Origin of the sequence: Brachybacterium sp. Marseille-Q7125 (genome assembly GCF_023062615.1) — a bacterium.
Lineage (GTDB): Bacteria > Actinomycetota > Actinomycetes > Actinomycetales > Dermabacteraceae > Brachybacterium.
Genome location: NZ_JALLAL010000058.1, coordinates 1 through 15286 on the forward strand (window position 1 = coordinate 1; position 15286 = coordinate 15286).

13 protein-coding genes are annotated in these 15286 nt (G+C 68.6%); 6 read left to right on the forward strand and 7 right to left on the reverse strand.

Annotation, left to right across the window (positions count from 1 at the left end; genetic code table 11):
* Positions 1-143: 143 nt before the first annotated feature.
* Positions 144-1085: a NaeI family type II restriction endonuclease gene (locus tag MU407_RS12105; RefSeq protein WP_246957834.1), complete on the forward strand. Its 942-nt coding sequence runs from the start codon at positions 144-146 to the stop codon at positions 1083-1085.
* Between the two features lie 7 nt (positions 1086-1092).
* Here MU407_RS12105 and MU407_RS14520 read toward each other — a convergent pair whose 3' ends face one another.
* On the reverse strand, positions 1093-2082 hold the full coding sequence (locus MU407_RS14520; protein ID WP_102237195.1) for a DNA cytosine methyltransferase: 990 nt from the start codon (positions 2080-2082) through the stop codon (positions 1093-1095).
* Positions 2083-2826: 744 nt separating this feature from the next.
* Between MU407_RS14520 and MU407_RS12115 the strand changes: the two genes are divergently transcribed.
* Positions 2827-4347, forward strand: a complete 1521-nt coding sequence (locus MU407_RS12115; protein ID WP_246957836.1) for a sulfatase — start codon at positions 2827-2829, stop codon at positions 4345-4347.
* A gap of 87 nt (positions 4348-4434) precedes the next feature.
* On the opposite strand, the gene MU407_RS12120 is transcribed toward MU407_RS12115, so the two are convergent.
* Positions 4435-5109 (reverse strand): histidine phosphatase family protein, encoded by a 675-nt coding sequence (locus MU407_RS12120; protein WP_246957838.1) that lies wholly within the window; start codon positions 5107-5109, stop codon positions 4435-4437.
* Positions 5110-5461: 352 nt separating this feature from the next.
* On the opposite strand from MU407_RS12120, the gene MU407_RS12125 reads away from it, so the two are divergent.
* Positions 5462-6598 (forward strand): intradiol ring-cleavage dioxygenase, encoded by a 1137-nt coding sequence (locus MU407_RS12125; protein WP_246957840.1) that lies wholly within the window; start codon positions 5462-5464, stop codon positions 6596-6598.
* A gap of 219 nt (positions 6599-6817) precedes the next feature.
* On the opposite strand, the gene MU407_RS12130 is transcribed toward MU407_RS12125, so the two are convergent.
* Complete coding sequence (locus MU407_RS12130) at positions 6818-7306, reverse strand: DUF3592 domain-containing protein (protein WP_246957842.1); 489 nt, start codon at positions 7304-7306, stop codon at positions 6818-6820.
* A 353-nt stretch (positions 7307-7659) separates the two neighbouring features.
* Complete coding sequence (locus MU407_RS12135; RefSeq protein ID WP_246957844.1) at positions 7660-8283, reverse strand: hypothetical protein; 624 nt, start codon at positions 8281-8283, stop codon at positions 7660-7662.
* 398 nt (positions 8284-8681) lie between these two features.
* Here MU407_RS12135 and MU407_RS12140 point away from each other — a divergent pair, with 398 nt between their 5' ends.
* The 3 genes from MU407_RS12140 (at position 8682) to mgtE (ending at position 11778) form a co-directional block, all read left to right on the forward strand.
* The gene (locus tag MU407_RS12140) at positions 8682-9512 is read left to right on the forward strand and encodes a sulfite exporter TauE/SafE family protein (protein WP_246957846.1); all 831 of its coding nucleotides are present in this window, start codon (positions 8682-8684) and stop codon (positions 9510-9512) included.
* Positions 9513-9682: 170 nt separating this feature from the next.
* Entirely contained in the window at positions 9683-10423 is a 741-nt protein-coding gene (locus tag MU407_RS12145; protein WP_246957848.1) for a hypothetical protein, read from the forward strand.
* Positions 10420-11778 (forward strand): magnesium transporter, encoded by a 1359-nt coding sequence (gene mgtE, locus MU407_RS12150; RefSeq protein ID WP_246957850.1) that lies wholly within the window; start codon positions 10420-10422, stop codon positions 11776-11778. The genes MU407_RS12145 and mgtE overlap by 4 nt, the downstream gene beginning before the upstream one ends.
* 21 nt (positions 11779-11799) lie before the next feature.
* On the opposite strand, the gene MU407_RS12155 is transcribed toward mgtE, so the two are convergent.
* The 3 genes from MU407_RS12155 to MU407_RS12165 form a co-directional block, all read right to left on the reverse strand.
* Complete coding sequence (locus tag MU407_RS12155) at positions 11800-12885, reverse strand: Gfo/Idh/MocA family oxidoreductase (RefSeq protein WP_246957852.1); 1086 nt, start codon at positions 12883-12885, stop codon at positions 11800-11802.
* A 158-nt stretch (positions 12886-13043) separates the two neighbouring features.
* Complete coding sequence (locus MU407_RS12160; protein WP_246957854.1) at positions 13044-13733, reverse strand: hypothetical protein; 690 nt, start codon at positions 13731-13733, stop codon at positions 13044-13046.
* Positions 13734-14235: 502 nt separating this feature from the next.
* On the reverse strand, positions 14236-14877 hold the full coding sequence (locus MU407_RS12165; RefSeq protein ID WP_246957856.1) for a DUF6318 family protein: 642 nt from the start codon (positions 14875-14877) through the stop codon (positions 14236-14238).
* Positions 14878-15286 lie beyond the last annotated feature (409 nt).

Consider the following 15286-nt stretch of genomic DNA (forward strand, 5'->3'; position numbering starts at 1 on the left):
GGATGTGGGTGTTCGGGGTGGTGGGAGTGCGGCGGGGCCGGTCAGCGGGGGAGCGGGGCGCGCCGTCGACTCCGACCTCGCGGTGACGGAGGCTGATCGGTGACTCTGCGGCGTGCGCCACGGTCGACGGCTAACCTCATGCCATGGATCCGGAACTGCAGGATGACGAGCCGACGCGCGATGACGCGCTCCAGGAGGTCGTGACAGAGCTTCGACGCCTCGACCCGACGGGAGAGCGTTGGGCCGCTGTCATCCGGCACACCTACGACGTGATATATAACGGCCAGGAGACTGGCCGTTACCGGTGGGACCAACTCATGAAGACGGAGAAAACCCACTTCGGCACCCTGTTTGAAATCTTTGCTCAGCGTGAGTTTGAGTTCGACGGCGGCGATACGACAGATTTTCGTATTGCGGGCCACCAGGTCGATGCGAAGTGGTCCCAGTCGATGGGCGGATGGATGCTGCCCCCCGAAGTGTTCGATGAACTGGCGCTTGTGGCAACCGGCAGCGATCACGATGCCGTCTGGTCCCTGGGAATCATCCGCGTCACCGAGGCTGTCCGGAAGACGTCCCGGAACCGTGACCAGAAAAGCTCTCTCAGCAGGGAAGGGCTCGCGAGGGTGCACTGGCTGTGGCGGGATGCTCCGCTGCCGCCGAACGTCTTGCTGCAGCTTGACTCCGAACAGGTCGACCGGATCTTCGCGCACAAGTTCGGCACGCAGCGCACCCATGAACTCTTCCGTGCCGCGGAGGGGCGCCTCGTCCACCGCAGCATCGTGGCAACGGTGAGTCGACAGCTTGATGCGCAAAAGCGAGTCCGAGGCAACGGTGGATCCCGCGACATTCTCGCTAAAGAGTCAATTCTTATTCTCTCCGGAAAGTATCATCGGCGCATCGCGATCGCGCTGGGAGTCCCCGTGCCCCGCCCCGATGAGTACATTTCGGTGCGCGTGGTGCCCAGTGATGACGACACCGGCGCATATCTGGGCGGCAGGTACTGGCGTCAGGCCCGCGACGGAGACACCGCTGTCCTCCCGGCCCCTCCACTCCATGAGCCGAAAGACTCACCGGACGAACGGTAGTCAGCGGTCAGGCGACGATACGGAGCTGACTGCCGTCGCGCGCAGGCTTGGCTGCGGGTGCCCCGAGTGCCTCACGAATCGACATCCCGATGCTCTTCGCCACCGGGGGCGGAAAAGCATTCCCGATCTGGCGGTACACCGAGGTCTTGCGGCCGGAAAAACTCCAGTCCCGGTCGAACCCCTGGATCCTCGCCACCATCTCATTCGTTAGGCGCGGGATGTGGTCTAGCGGAGCCTCCGGGCCGGGTGCCTCATCGGCAACACCCTTTCCGTCCACCCCCAGCTTGAGCCATGCGGCCTTCGCGCGCGTGGGTCCCAGGTCTGCACCACCGTGCTTCTTCGATCCCCCCACGATGGTGGGCGCAATGCCGTTCGCCTGGTCGGCCCAGCGTTCAGCACCCGCCCAGCCCCGAGCGGCCATAAGTGAGCCGAGAGTTTCGCCGACGGACGGCGGCGTCCCCACTGCGCCGGGCCAGTGGAACTTCTTGAACTTCGAGGACCGAAACGCGACGAGGATGAAGCGCGGCCGCAGCTGCGGGACCCCGAACTCTGAGCTGAGGAGCAGCTGCCAATCAGCCTCGTAGCCCATGGCGGAGAGCTCATCCAGGATCGACTGGCGGTACGTGCTGAACCGGGCCGATGCGAGTCCCTTGACGTTCTCCAGCATGACCGCCTGCGGCCGTGCTTCCCGCACCAGCCGGAGAGCTTCCGGAAAGAGGTCACGCTCGTCATCGGCCCCCAGCTGCTTACCTGCCACGCTGAACGGCGGACAGGGGACACCCCCGGCCAGGAGGTCGATCCCCCGGAAGTCTAAGCCGCTGATCTCGCGGACATCACCCTCGTGGACCTGCCAGGCAGGGCGGTTCGCGCGAAGGGTGGCCGCGGCGTCACGATCGATCTCGACCGCGAGCTCATGACCGAACCCTGCCTGCTCAAGACCGTACGACTGGCCTCCTGCCCCGGCACAGATCTCGAGTGTTGAGAACTGCTCGCTCACCCTGGCCTCCTACCTCCGCGCTGAGCTTCCAGTGTGCCAAACGGGTCTGACAGACGACTTGATGCCCGTCGTGGGCGCGCCTCTCGTCGGCTCACCTCACAGGGCGCTCCAGCGAGCACTCCACCGGGGCCGTGAGTGGCCTCCTGTCGCCGCCCCATCGACCACCCGTTCGAGCCCCGCCCCTCACTCCCGCGCGAACCAGCACCCCGCGAAGGTGTTCTTGTACAGCCGGTACCCGTCGTTGGGGACGTAGTAGCGGTAACTGCCTAGCACCGTCCCGTCGGCCGCGTGCTCGCTGAACACCCCGGCCCGCCCGGAGCCGACGACGAAGCCGTCCTGGATAGTGCCGCCGCCCAGGCGGTGAGCGTTGGAGACGGCCGAGGATAGGGCACGTCGGTGCGGTGGTCCTCGCGGTAGGTCCCCTCGCGCTCATCGACGAGGTAGCGCAGCACGTGGCTGGTCCCGCCCTCGAGCCGCTCGAGGGTGCCATGGTGCGCAGTCCTCCTCGGGGACTGCCGCGAGTCTACGGGGAAGGGGGCCGACGGGGCGTGCCGTCAGGACTGTGCGGCCGACGGTGGAACTGTGCGGCTGACGGCGAGACTGTGCAGCCGACGACGAGGGGTGCCGCCGCCGGCAGTGCCAGGAAGCGGTCCCGCAGCGGCCGTCGGTCCCGGGTCTGGTCATGCCTGGGCAGCGTGTTCCGCACGTGACAGACTGGTTCGCACCGCCGAGCGAAGGTCGATGATGCCGGACATTCCCCGCCCCAGCACCGCAGGTCCCAGCGCCGCCCGCCCCCGCGCCGCAAGCCCCTGCGCCACCCGCCCCAACATCGTGTTCATCCTCTCCGACGATCACGCCGCCCACTCCATATCCGCCTACGGCAGTCGCGTCAACACCACCCCGCATATGGACCGCCTGGCCGCGGAGGGCGCCCGCATGGACGCCCTGTACTGCACGAACTCGATCTGCACCCCGTCGCGCGCCTCGATCCTGACCGGCACCTACAGCCACATCAACCGCGCTCCGTCGATCTACTCCGTGTTCGACCACCGGGTGCGGACCTTCCCGGAGGTGCTGCAGGAGCAGGGCTACCAGACCGCGGTCTTTGGCAAATGGCACCTCGGCACCACGCCGGAGGCGCTGCCGCGTGGCTTCGACGACTGGCGGATCTTCCCTAATCAGGGCGATTACTGGGATCCGGAGATGATCGGCCCGGAGGGCCGCGAGCAGGTCGAGGGCTACGCCACCGACGTGGTTACGCAGCAGTCTTTGGACTTCCTGTCGCGGCGGGATCCTGAGCGGCCGTTCTGCCTGCTGGTCCACCACAAAGCCCCGCATCGGCCGTGGATCCCCCACCCCCGCTACGCGGGCCGCTACGCAGAAGGCACCATCCCCGAGCCGGAGACGATGTGGGATGAGCATGAGGGTCGCGCCCAGGTGGTGCAGCAGGTGCGGATGCAGCTCGATGACCTCACCCCCACCGACTACAAGGATCAGCTGCCGACGCAGCTCGAAGGCGAGGAACACCGCCGCGAGCGCGCGGCCTGGAAATACCAGCGGTACATGCGCGACTACCTGCGGTGCGTCCAGGCTGTCGATGACTCCATCGGCCAGCTCCTTGAGCACCTCGAGGATGCAGGCGTCGCGGAGAACACCCTGTTCATCTACACCTCGGACCAAGGGTTCTTCCTCGGCGACCACGGCTGGTTCGACAAGCGCCTGATGCTCGACGAATCGCTGACCATGCCGATGCTGGCCCGCTGGCCTGCGCAGATCCCCGCCGGCACCCGCATCACCGACACCCTCAGCAACGTCGATATCGCCGCGACGCTGCTCGAGGCCGCGGGGCTGGACCCGTCGGCCGAACTGCCCGACCAGCAGGGCCGCAGCTTCCTGCGCCAGCTGCACGGCACGGAGGTCCCCGACTGGCGGCAGGCCGTCTACTACCGCTACTGGGAGCACGATGACCCGGAGCATCACGCTCCCGCGCACTACGGCGTGCGCACCCCGGAGCTGAAGTACATCCGCTACTACAACGATGGGCTCGGCACCCCCGGTTCATCGGACCGGATCATGCCGATCGAGGACGAGCTCTACGACCTCGTGGCCGATCCGCGCGAGATGATTAACGTCGCCGCCGATCCCGCCTACGCCGAGCAGCTCGCCGCGATGCAGCAGCTCACCGCGCAGATGCAGGCCGAGGTCGGCGACGCGCCCTACGAGGGCCCGGACACCCCGCGCCTGGAGTGGCCGACGGCGCGGTGACTTGCGCCGCCGGGCGTTCCCGCGGGAACGCCCGGCGCGCGGCATGACATTCCCGCGGGAACGTCGGCGCCGCTCGGCCGTCGCGCCTCAGGCCTTCGCGTCGGCCGCGTCGTCCGCGGTCACGTCGTGCTCGGCGTCGCGCAGCAGGTGCTCGCCGCCGATGGGGCTGCTCACCCAGTCCTCGACGCGCCATCCCCTCGCAGGGCTGCCGATGAGGGTGACCAGACCCGTGTTGTACAGCGGCCGCTCGGACAGCGAGGCGGCGCCGAGCCCTCCGGCGACCGAGGCGAACACGCGGATCGCGGCGCCATGGCTGACCACGATGACGGTCGCGTCCTCGGCGTGCTGGTCCGCGATGTGCCGCAGCGCCCTGGTCCAGCGGTCCCAGAACTCCCGCCCGGTCTCCCCGCCCGGCAGGCCGTCCTCGAGGACCCCGGCGCTCCAGCGCTGGTGGTTGTCCTGATACGCATCGACGGCCTCCGCGTCCTGTCGGCCCTGGTAGATCCCGGCGCGGATCTCCTCGATCCCCTCGGTCAGCCGCGGACTGAGCCCGCGGGCGGCCGCGAGCGGAGCCGCCGTTTCGTGGGTGCGCAGCAGGCGGGAGACGTGGATCCCGGCGATGTCCTCGTGCGCGAGCGCGGCGGGCACCGCACGGGCCTGGGTGTGACCGAGCGTGGTGAGCCCGGGCCCCGGATAGGCGGCGTCGAGGATTCCGTCGACGTTGGAGGGGGTCTGACCGTGCCGGAGAAGGAGGAGGCGCATGCTCAGCACCGTACGAGATCCGTCGTGAGCGTGCACGGGGGCAGCCTCGGCGGCGGTCTGCGTCACAGCGCGCCCGGCCCCGCCCACTTCTCGAGTCGGCACCTCCGACGCTTTGCCATCCTCCTCTCCGGCCGACGGGCACCATGCCCCCGTCGCATGTCAGGGCCGACCTTCACGACTCTGCACGGCCGAGTGCGGCCCGAGCCCTCGCCGCCGCCCCGGGGACCGCGTCGCCCATGACGCCCAGCGAGCTCCCGGGCACCCTCCCGACATGTCACGGAAAGGTAACAGCGGCTCCACAGCCTGCGTCTCTACGTTTCCGGCTCCACACAGGAAACCGAGAGGAACCGTCATGGACACCACCGACCCCCGCCGCGTCGGCCGCCCCTATCCCGAGGCGCGCGAGCACGGCAGTGCACAGAACTGCGGCGGATCGGTGCCCGGCGACGCCGCGCCGCGGAACAGCTTCGAGGGCCGGCCCCTCCACCACCCGGCCGAGGACGTCGAGGATCAGGGCCTCGCCTTCGACGTGGGCACCCTCGTCTCCCGCCGCGGCGCGCTCGGCGTGCTCGGCGCGGGCAGCGTCGCCGCCGTGCTCGCCGCCTGCAGCGGCGGCTCCTCCAGCACCGCCGGCGCCGCCGCGAGCGACGGGGGAGGGACGAGCGACGGCGGCGGCACCACCGCCTCCGAGCTGACCGAGATGCCCGGCGAGACCGCCGGCCCCTACCCGGGCGACGGCTCCAACGGCGCCGACGTGCTCGAGACCAGCGGTGTGGAGCGCTCCGACATCCGCTCGTCCATCGACTCGGACACCACCGCCGAGGGCGTCCCGCTCGACATCACCATGACCATCATCGACATGGCCGGCGGCGACGTGCCGATGGAGGGTGCGGCCGTGTACCTGTGGCAGTGCGACGCCGCCGGGCAGTACTCGATGTACTCCGAGGGGGTGGAGGAGGAAACCTACCTGCGCGGCGTGCAGATCGCTGACGCGCAGGGCAAGGTCACCTTCACCTCGATCTTCCCCGGCTGCTACACCGGCCGCTGGCCGCACCTCCACTTCGAGGTGTTCCCCGACGCGGAGTCGATCGTGGATGCGGGCAACGCGATCCTCACCTCGCAGATCGCGCTGCCCCAGGCGGAGGCGGACGGCGTGTACGAGCTCACCGGGTACGCGGGCAGCGCCGAGAACCTTTCCCAGCTCACCCTCGAGACCGACGGGATCTTCTCCGACGGCTACGAGCAGCAGCTCGCGACCCTCTCCGGCGACCTCGAGACCGGCTACTCCTTCGCGATCGACGTCCCGATCGACACCACCACCGAGCCCGAGGCCGGCGGGATGGGCGGCGGCGAGGGCGGTCCGGGCGGCCAGCCTCCGGCCGATGGTGAGGGCGGTCCCGGCGGTGAGGGTGGCACCCCGCCCGAGGGCGGGCCGGGCGAACCCCCGGCGGCTGCACCGTCCGACGGCGGCGGTGACACGCAGAGCTGATCCGGCGACCTGCGCGGCCCGGCGATCGCGCGGCTCGGCGCAGGCTGACGCGGCATCGGCAGAGCTGAGGCGTGCGGGCGGATACTACGCCGGGAGGGGATCAGCAGAAAAGGGACTCCAGCGGCACTCGGCGGAGCTCAGCGCCGCGCCGTGCCGCGGGAGTCCCCTTTCTGCGGACGCAGCCCGAGGCGGCGTCGGTTCTGGTGGGCCGGCGTCGCCTCAGAAGAAGGGGAGCTGGCCGAGGATCATCCGGCCACCGTTCACGATGATCCCGATGACCACCAGGAACAGCAGGCCGAAGCTGATCCGCATCACCGGGACCCGCGCGGAGATGCCGTGCCCGTTCTGCGGCGCGATGAAGCGCTCGGGCCGGTCGCGGTCGTGGAGCACGGTCACGCTCATCCCGCTGCGGTCCACGGTTCCGATGTCGCTGACCACCGGGTTCGCGCGGACCGTCTGCCCGCGATCGGTGGTGAACTCGATCGTCTCGACGACGCGGCTGGAGCGGTCCTCCCGGGTGCCGCTGTAGTGCACGTGCGAGGAGATCACCCGCCCCTCGGTCCGGATGCCGCTCGAGGCCAGATGCCGCGCCCGCAGCAGGTCCCGCACGGCTGAGATCACGATCCACAGCCCCGCCAGGACCAGCAGCAGCGCGACCAGTGAGAACATCGCGCCGAATGCGCCGAAGCCCATGCTCACCCCGTCCATGGTTCCTCCTTGCTCTCACCCGTCGGCCCCCGCCGACGTGTCACTCCGACCGAGCGTACCGGGCACGGTGCGGCAGGGGAGGATGAGCGGCAGGGCTGGGAGGGGGCATCCGGCCGAGCCCACGCCCGGGACCGATCTCCCGCAGCGTCTCGGGGCAGGCCGCATGCGGTGTCCTCAGCCGTCGGCGAGCAGACCGGTGCCGTAGCCCTCGGCAGGATCGGAGCGCTCCGAGCGGCTGCTGACGGTGGTGAGGTCGCGACCGACTGGATCGGGTGAGCGGTGAGCGTCGTCGCTCCGCGGTCTTCGCGGCCACGGCTCCGGCTGGACGGGCGCCGCATCGGGCCCTGGGCTGGTCAGCTGCGGTGACTGCTGCGCCGCACGAGCAGCACAACCACCGTGACAGCCCCGACGGCCAGGATGAGCCCCAGGGCTGCGGCGAGCACTGCGCCGCCGACCACCATGGCGATAGACAGGGAGCCGGGGGAGTCGTCGAGCTCCGGGTCATCCCCGCTCGGGCCCGGCGGGATCTGCTGGTCGGTGAGATCGGTCGGCTCCCCGAGCTTCTCCGTGAGCGCCGCCGCTTCGTCCTCCGGAGGATCCATCGGATAGGCGCACCAGCCCATCGAGTAGGAGCCGTCCGCGCCGCTGGCCCAGGCGCGGATACGGTCACCGGTGCTCAGGCGACCCAGGCCGCAAGCGGTGGTCTGCTCATGCGTGGAGAACTCGATGGCGCGGGACTCCTCGCCCTTCCACACGCGATCCACGGCGGCGTAGTAGGTGACGTCCCCCTGATCGTCGTCGATGACCTCGATGATCTCAATGTCGGCGATCAGATCCGCCGCCTCGATCGCCTCGTCGAAGTCATACTCCATGCAGCTGCACGCCCAGGCGGCAGGGGCGCCGGCGAGGGTCGCCGCCAGCAGCAGCGTGAGCAGCGAGAGGAGCAACCCGGCCCGGCGGGTCGTGAGGGAGGTCATGGGGTCACAGTAGCGGTGGGGTGGCCGAGCGGAGGCTGCTTCTGCCACGGGTGCTTCCGCGAAAGGTACTCAGATGACCGGCGACCTGCAATATGCACGCGGCCGGTCAGCACAGTGCCGTCCGTGGAAGGCGTCCGCCGGGGCCGTGCTTGGACCCTGCGGTGGTCTCGATGGGCCTCGCGTCGCCGTGTCTCCAGAAGGGCCGGAGGAAATCGACCGCTCAGCGGCACGGTGCGTGCACTATGCAGGGCATGTGCCGCTGAGAGGTCGATTCCCTCCGCTTTAGCTCCGCTCCAGCCCTGGCCCGCCCCAGCCCGGCTCCGCCCCAGCCCGGCTCCGCCCCAGCCATCCCTGGACCCTGCCCCTCGCCTCCGCCGCACCCTGATAGGTTCCCGGCCGTGCCCGCCCTGCTTTCCGCCCTGCCTGACCTGGACCTGCTGGCCTGGGTCGTCCTGGTGCTCGGTGCGCTCACGGTGGGGTTCTCCAAGACCGCGCTGCCGGGCGCTGGCACGATCGCCGTGGGCCTGTTCGCCCTGGCTCTGCCCGCCAAGGAGTCCACCGCCGCGCTGCTGCTGCTCCTGATCGTGGGGGACATGACCGCGCTGTGGGTGTACCGCCGTGAACCCGATGTGCGCACCCTGATCCGCCTGCTGCCCAGCGCCATGGTGGGCGTGCTCATCGGGGTGTGGTTCTTCGCGATCAGCGACGGCCCCACGGTGCGGATCACGATCGGCCTAATCCTCCTGGCCCTGGTGGTGGTCACAGTGTGGCGCCGTCACGTCACCACCCGCCGCGAGGCACGTGCCGCCCAGCAGGCCGCCGACGGCACCGCCCCGTCGGCCACCGCCTCCACCGGGAGCCAGCCGGGGGCTGCCGCGACCGCGCAGGGCATCGGCTTCGGGCTGCTCGGCGGATTCACCACCATGGTCGCCAACGCCGCCGGGCCCGTGATGAGCATGTACTTCTATGCCATGCGCATGCCGGTGCTGACCTTCCTGGGAACCTCCGCCTGGTACTTCGCGATCATCAACCTGTTCAAGGTGCCGTTCTCCGCGGGACTCGGACTGATGACGCGCGAGGTTCTCACCCTCGATCTGCTGCTGGTGCCGATCGTGCTGGTCGGCGCGTACCTGGGGTCGAAGGTGGCCCGACGCATCCCGCAGGCTCTGTTCGAGAACCTGGTGCTGGCTCTGACGGTCATCTCCGCGCTCGCACTGCTGGTGCTGTGAGCTCGGCGCTGCGCCCCACAACAGCGCCGCCCCCGCACGCGCACCGCACCCGCACCAGCCCCGCACGACAGCGCCGCACCCCACCACAGCGCCGCCCTGGCGGGGCATGATGGATGCCCGACGGGTGGGCGCCCACCGCGCCTGCCGCCCCGAGACGAGAGCTTGACACCATGTCCTTCGACGTGAACCCCACCGAGCTGGTCGCTGTCGCGTTGGCCTGCGTGCTGATCGCCGTGCCCACCTCCCTGGTGCTGGTCGGCGCGGTCGCCGCAACCCCCCGCCCGTCCTGGAACCGCGCCGGACTCGCCGTGGGCCTTGGCCTGCTGCTCGGCGTGATCCTCGCGCTGACGAGCGTCTTCATCGGTTCGGACGGGACGATCGCCACCATCGGCCAGATCGCGATGATCCTGGGGCTGTTGTGCGTGATCGCCGCTGGGGTGTTCGCTGTCCTCACGGCCCTGGACCGTGGCGGCGAGCAGCTTGGGATGATCCTCGCGATCACCGGCGGCGGGCTCGTCGCCCTCGGTGAACCGGTGCAGAACATTCCCTTGTTCCTCGCGATGTCCTCCTCGGTGCTGGTGGTGATCGCCGGGGTGATCATCGAGCTCGTGGCCATCGCCGCGATCGTCGGGGCGCTCGCCGGGATCACCTCCCGGGTTCCCGCAGTGCGCCTGGGACTGTCCCTCGCCGGGGCCATCACGGCGCTGTTCCTGCTGATCAGCGTTCTGATCCTGCTCGGCGGCGGATCGGGGATCGGGGTGTCGACGATGATCGTGATCGGGCTCGTCGCCCTCGCGATCGGCAGCATCGCCGGTGGCGTCCTCGAGACGCTGCGGGTGCGGCGGAACCGACAGGGGGCGGACCACACCGCTGACCCGGCGACGTCCGCCGGACGTGACGGGCGATCATGAGCATTCCCGGCGCTGACATCGACACCGTCCTGGACCTGCTGCGAGCCCCGACCCACACCGAGCAGGAGCTCGAGCAGCTCGCCCTCGAGGCGAATCTGCTCCCTGACTCCGAGCTCGTCTACCTCGTCGAGAGCAGTCCGGCCACGGAGGCGGCGCTGCTGTTCCGCGTGCTGGGCAAAGACCGTGCGCTGGACGTGTTCGACGCGCTGTCCACGGGCCATCAGGCGGAGCTGATCTCCGCCCTGCGCACCCAGCAGGTCTCCGACATCATCGAGGCCCTCGACCCGGACGACCGCGCCTCCCTGCTGGACGAGCTGCCCGCCTCGGTCGCCGATCGGATGCTGCGGGGCCTGGATCCCGCGGAACGGGACATGACCGCCGCGGTCCTCGGGTATCCGAAGAACGCCATCGGCCGCTACATGTCCCCCGAGGTGCTGTTCCTGTCTGAGGACGCGGTCGTGAGCGAAGCCCTGGATCAGGTGCGTGCGCTCGCCGCGCAGGCGGAGACGATCTACCTGCTGCCCGTCGTGGGGGAGGGCCGGGTACTGCACGGCGTGGTGGGTCTGCGTCGACTGCTGCTGTCGGATCCGGACACCCCGGTGCGCGAGCTCATGCGCCCGGCGGTGACCGCGGCGGCGACTGAGGGGCGCGAGGAGGTCTCTCGCCGGTTCTTCGACGCGAAGCTGCTGGCCATGCCGATCGTGGATGGGGAGGATCGGCTGCTGGGCATCCTCACCGTGGATGATGCCGCGGACATCCTCGAGCAGGAGTACGACCTGGACGCAGCCCGCACCTCCGGCTCGGAGCCGCTGCAGATGGCGTACCTCTCGGCCTCGATTCTGCACGTGGTGCGCAGCCGGATCGTGTGGCTGCTGGTGCTCGCGGTCTCCGCGATCCTCACCGTGCAGGTGCTGGAGATCTTCGAGGATCGGCTCGACCAGGTGGTGGTCCTGGCGCTGTTCATCCCGCTGCTGACCGGCACGGGCGGCAACACCGGCAACCAGGCCGCGACCACGGTCACTCGAGCGCTCGCCGTGGGGGAGGTACGCGTGCGGGACCTGCCGCGCGTGATCTGGCGGGAGCTGCGTGTGGGCACGGTGCTCGGCGCCGTGCTCGGGGCGCTCGGATTCACGATCGCGGGCCTGGTCTACGGCCTCGCGATCGGCGCGGTGATCGGCCTGACCCTGCTGTCGATCTGCATCATGGCGGCGATGGTGGGCGGCCTGATGCCGCTGATCGCCAAGCAGGTTGGGGCGGACCCGGCGGTCTTCTCCAACCCCTTCATCTCGACGTTCTGCGACGCGACGGGCCTGATCATCTACTTCACGATCGCCACCGCGGTGCTGGGCCTGTGAGGATTCCCGGGAAGGGCTGGCTCAGCTCCGCCCCGTGAGCTCCACGGCCTGCTCCTGTGCCTTGAGCGCGAGCTCCACGGCCTTGAAGGCGTGCTCCTGGGTCATGGCGTTCTCGGTGCGGTTCAGGACGTCCAGCACGAGGTCGCCGAAGAACGGGTACCCCACCTTGCCGTGCGCCTCGATGCGGTGCTCGCCCTCGCTGTCCACGAGGATCACCTGGTCAGGCCCGTTGTCGGTGGTGACGTCCACGTACTTGCGCAGCTCGATGTACCCGTCGGTACCGAGCACGAAGGTGCGGCCGTCACCCCACGTGCGCAACCCCGTCGGGGTGAACCAGTCCACGCGCACGAACCCGGTGGCGCCGGAGGACAGGGCGATATGGGCGTCGCCGTAGTCGTCGAGCTCGGGATGCTCGGGGTTGCCGAAGTTGCCGATGGTGCTGGAGAGGATCGTGGCGTCGTCGGACCCGGTGAAGGTGAGCATCTGCTCGAAGTTGTGCGAGCCGATGTCGGTGAGGATCCCGCCGTAGCGGGCGCGCTCGAAGAACCAGTCCGGGCGGGTGGAGGGGTCGCCCATGCGGTGCGGGCCCATGCCCTGGACCTGCAGGACCTTCCCGATGGCGCCGCGGTCGATGAGCTGCCCGGCCAGCACCGCGGCCTCGACGTGGATGCGCTCGGAGTAGTAGACGGCGTACTTCTTACCGGTACGGGCCACGGCCTCGCGGGCCTCGGCGAGCTGATCGAGTGTGATCAGCGGAGTCTTATCGGTGAAGTAGTCCTTCCCGGCCTCCATGACGCGAATACCCAGCGGCGCCCGCTCGGAAGGGACAGCGGCGGCGGCCACCAGATGCACCTCCGGGTCCTCGAGGACCTCCTGCTCGCTGGCGGCGACCTTCACGTCGGGGAAGTTCTTCGTGAACTCAGCCAGGCGCTCGGGCACCGGGTCATACACCCACTTCAAAGTGCCGCCAGCGCCGAGCAGACCCTGCGTCATCGCGCCGATGTGCCCGTGATCCAGATGCATTGCGGCGAACACGAACTCGCCGGGCTTCACCACCGGCTTCGGCATCGCGGCGGGGGCGTAGTTGGCTCCTTCGGAGACGGCCATGAGGGGTCCTTTCCACGGGTCGGGGCCGACGGGCAGCACTGCCGACGGCCGCTCGTGCGCGTACCCCAGCAGTGTCCCGCGTCACCCCCATCCTGGCAGGGGTGTGCCAGGGGTTGCCAGGGGTGGTGGGTGAGGGTTGTTGTGGATGCGGCCGCGGCTCAGATCCTGCGGTGACGGGCTTCAGGGTCGATAGGCCCTTCAGTGTCTGGGGTGCGGTCGGGGATCCAGGGTTCTTCCTCGTCCTCGTCCTCGTCCTTGTTGTCGTCTTCGTCGGTGCTGCCATTGACGAGGCGAGATTCGAGGGACTTCGCGTACAGCTCGACGGAATCGGACTCGATCTCGATGCTGCCCTCGATGTCCTGCCACTCCCCGCCGTCCACGGAGAACTGGCCGGTGAAGGTGGTGGTGAGGGTGATGTCGTACCAGCCCTCGAACCGGTACTCGGAAGAGACGCGCTCGGAAGGGAAGGGCTTACCAGGGTCGGTGGTGGTGATCGTGTTGCCGTCCCCGAGGTCCCAGTGGAACTCCACCGGCGTGGCGCGGATCCGCACCGGCGTGCCCAGGATGTCTGTTTCCAATTCTTGGGTGTCGGCGTCGGTGTGCAGGACGTTGACCATGTTCACCGGCAGCCAGCCACGCTCCGGGCCGGCGTGAGCGATCGGGGCCTTGACGGGAAGCTCGGCGAAGTCCTCTACGGTGACAACGATCTGTGCTGCGGGAGTGCCAACCTCAGGAGCGCCGGGGCGGACGCAGTCCCACCCCAGGTCCTTCACGGTGTTCTTCTCCAGGTTCGTCTGCGTGCCATGAACCGTAGACCCCTCCCGCGAGGACCCGCCGGAACGCTTCACGCCAGCAGACAACGTCAGCACGTCATCCCCACTGACCCTGTAACTCGTAGAGTCGCCGTTACCCTCCTGGCAGCTGCCCGTCGGTGGCACGCATGCCAACGCCCCGCCAACACCCATATCGCACTCAATGTTGCCGGGGTTCTCGACCGCCGTCCACTGCGTCACGATGTTGGGGAGTTCGGAGCCCCCTTTAGCGGTCGGAGAATTCTCTGCGGGACCCGGGAGAGGGGTTTTGACGGGTTCTTCCCAGGCTTCTCGGGCACCTACACCCAACTTGTTATCCCCGGAGGTGCTGCCTTCAACGTCGGGCTTATCCTCCTCGTCTGAGCTTTCGGAACCCTCTGGTTGTACGGGTTCCCGCGGCTCACTGGGAGACTGCTGCGTCCGATCTCCAGCGCGATCCTGCCCGTCAGCGAAAGAGCTGGTTGCGGGGATGAAGATGGCGACTTGAGTCAAGGCTAGGAGAGCTATGCAGTGTAAGCATCTGCGAAATAATGGACTCCTAGTTGTGGACATCTTCCCCCCATTCGGCATCAAGCGCCTTCACGGTCCAGCCATCGCCCGACCACTTCATGCCCGCGGTTGAAATGTACTCAACCTCTGGGGCTTCGAAGCGTCCGTCGAAAGAGTCGTTAGGGCGCGTGTGCGGTGATATTGTAAAGAAATATGCAACCTCGACATCATAGTGCTCGGAATCGTAAATACGCGTTCCCACATCGGTTACATCAAACTTTGACCAGTACTCGCCGTGTTCTTTCATCGGCTCAATCGCCTCGTTGAGTTCTTGACACCCCTTGCAGGCCGCCTCCTCAAGCCTGTGGAGCTCTTCGGTTTCACCCGTTTGGTGCGCCCACATCGACACAGCGATGTAGTACCGAAATGCTTGGAGAGCACCTTCCTCGGTGTGCTCATTCATCCCGGGGAAGTCCGCGCGGTCCGGCGCGGGGATATCGGGCGCGGCCTGGGTCTCGCCGTCACCCCCGCCATCGCTTGCGCCGCTCTCGTCGCCCCCACCATCGCTGGTCTGGGGCTCGAAGCCGAGATCCGGGGGCGGCGTGGTGACCGGGCCTTTGCCGTCGTCGCAGGCGGCGAGGCCGAGGATAAGCACAGCGGATGCAGTGGCGGCGATGAGGCGTCGGGTCATGAGGAGAGCTCCCTGTGTGTGTCCTGGAACACAGCCACGGTAGCGATCTGGGCTCACCGCGTCAGCCAACTCCCCAAAATTGTGGATAACTCTCCCAGGAACGGCGCCACACGTTCGTGCGGCAGGTGGGCGTCCTCCACGGGCAAGGCTCCCGTCTGACACACCGCCGCGCGTGCCACGCCGCCGCCCCAGCCGCGGGTGCCTCCTCCCGCGAATCGGCCGGAATGTTCCACTGGGCGGTACACAATGGCCGGACCGTTGGAACAGAACGGCGGATCCGCACCGGCGGGCGGGGGGGGCGGGGGGTCTGCCCCGTCTGGAGTCTGTTTCTTATAACCCTCTCCGAGCCCACCTGACCAGGCCCGCTACCGTATACCGCCCTCTGGTTTTAAAAAAATTACTGAGCTAT

Coding starts and splice junctions, on each gene's coding strand:
- MU407_RS12105 (WP_246957834.1), top strand. CDS start 144: ATGGATCCGGAACTGCAGGATGACGAGCCGACGCGCGATGACGCGCTC.
- MU407_RS12115 (WP_246957836.1), top strand. CDS start 2,827: ATGCCGGACATTCCCCGCCCCAGCACCGCAGGTCCCAGCGCCGCCCGC.
- MU407_RS12120 (WP_246957838.1), bottom strand. CDS start 5,109: ATGCGCCTCCTCCTTCTCCGGCACGGTCAGACCCCCTCCAACGTCGAC.
- MU407_RS12125 (WP_246957840.1), top strand. CDS start 5,462: ATGGACACCACCGACCCCCGCCGCGTCGGCCGCCCCTATCCCGAGGCG.
- MU407_RS12130 (WP_246957842.1), bottom strand. CDS start 7,306: ATGGACGGGGTGAGCATGGGCTTCGGCGCATTCGGCGCGATGTTCTCA.
- MU407_RS12135 (WP_246957844.1), bottom strand. CDS start 8,283: ATGACCTCCCTCACGACCCGCCGGGCCGGGTTGCTCCTCTCGCTGCTC.
- MU407_RS12145 (WP_246957848.1), top strand. CDS start 9,683: ATGTCCTTCGACGTGAACCCCACCGAGCTGGTCGCTGTCGCGTTGGCC.
- mgtE (WP_246957850.1), top strand. CDS start 10,420: ATGAGCATTCCCGGCGCTGACATCGACACCGTCCTGGACCTGCTGCGA.
- MU407_RS12155 (WP_246957852.1), bottom strand. CDS start 12,885: ATGGCCGTCTCCGAAGGAGCCAACTACGCCCCCGCCGCGATGCCGAAG.
- MU407_RS12165 (WP_246957856.1), bottom strand. CDS start 14,877: ATGACCCGACGCCTCATCGCCGCCACTGCATCCGCTGTGCTTATCCTC.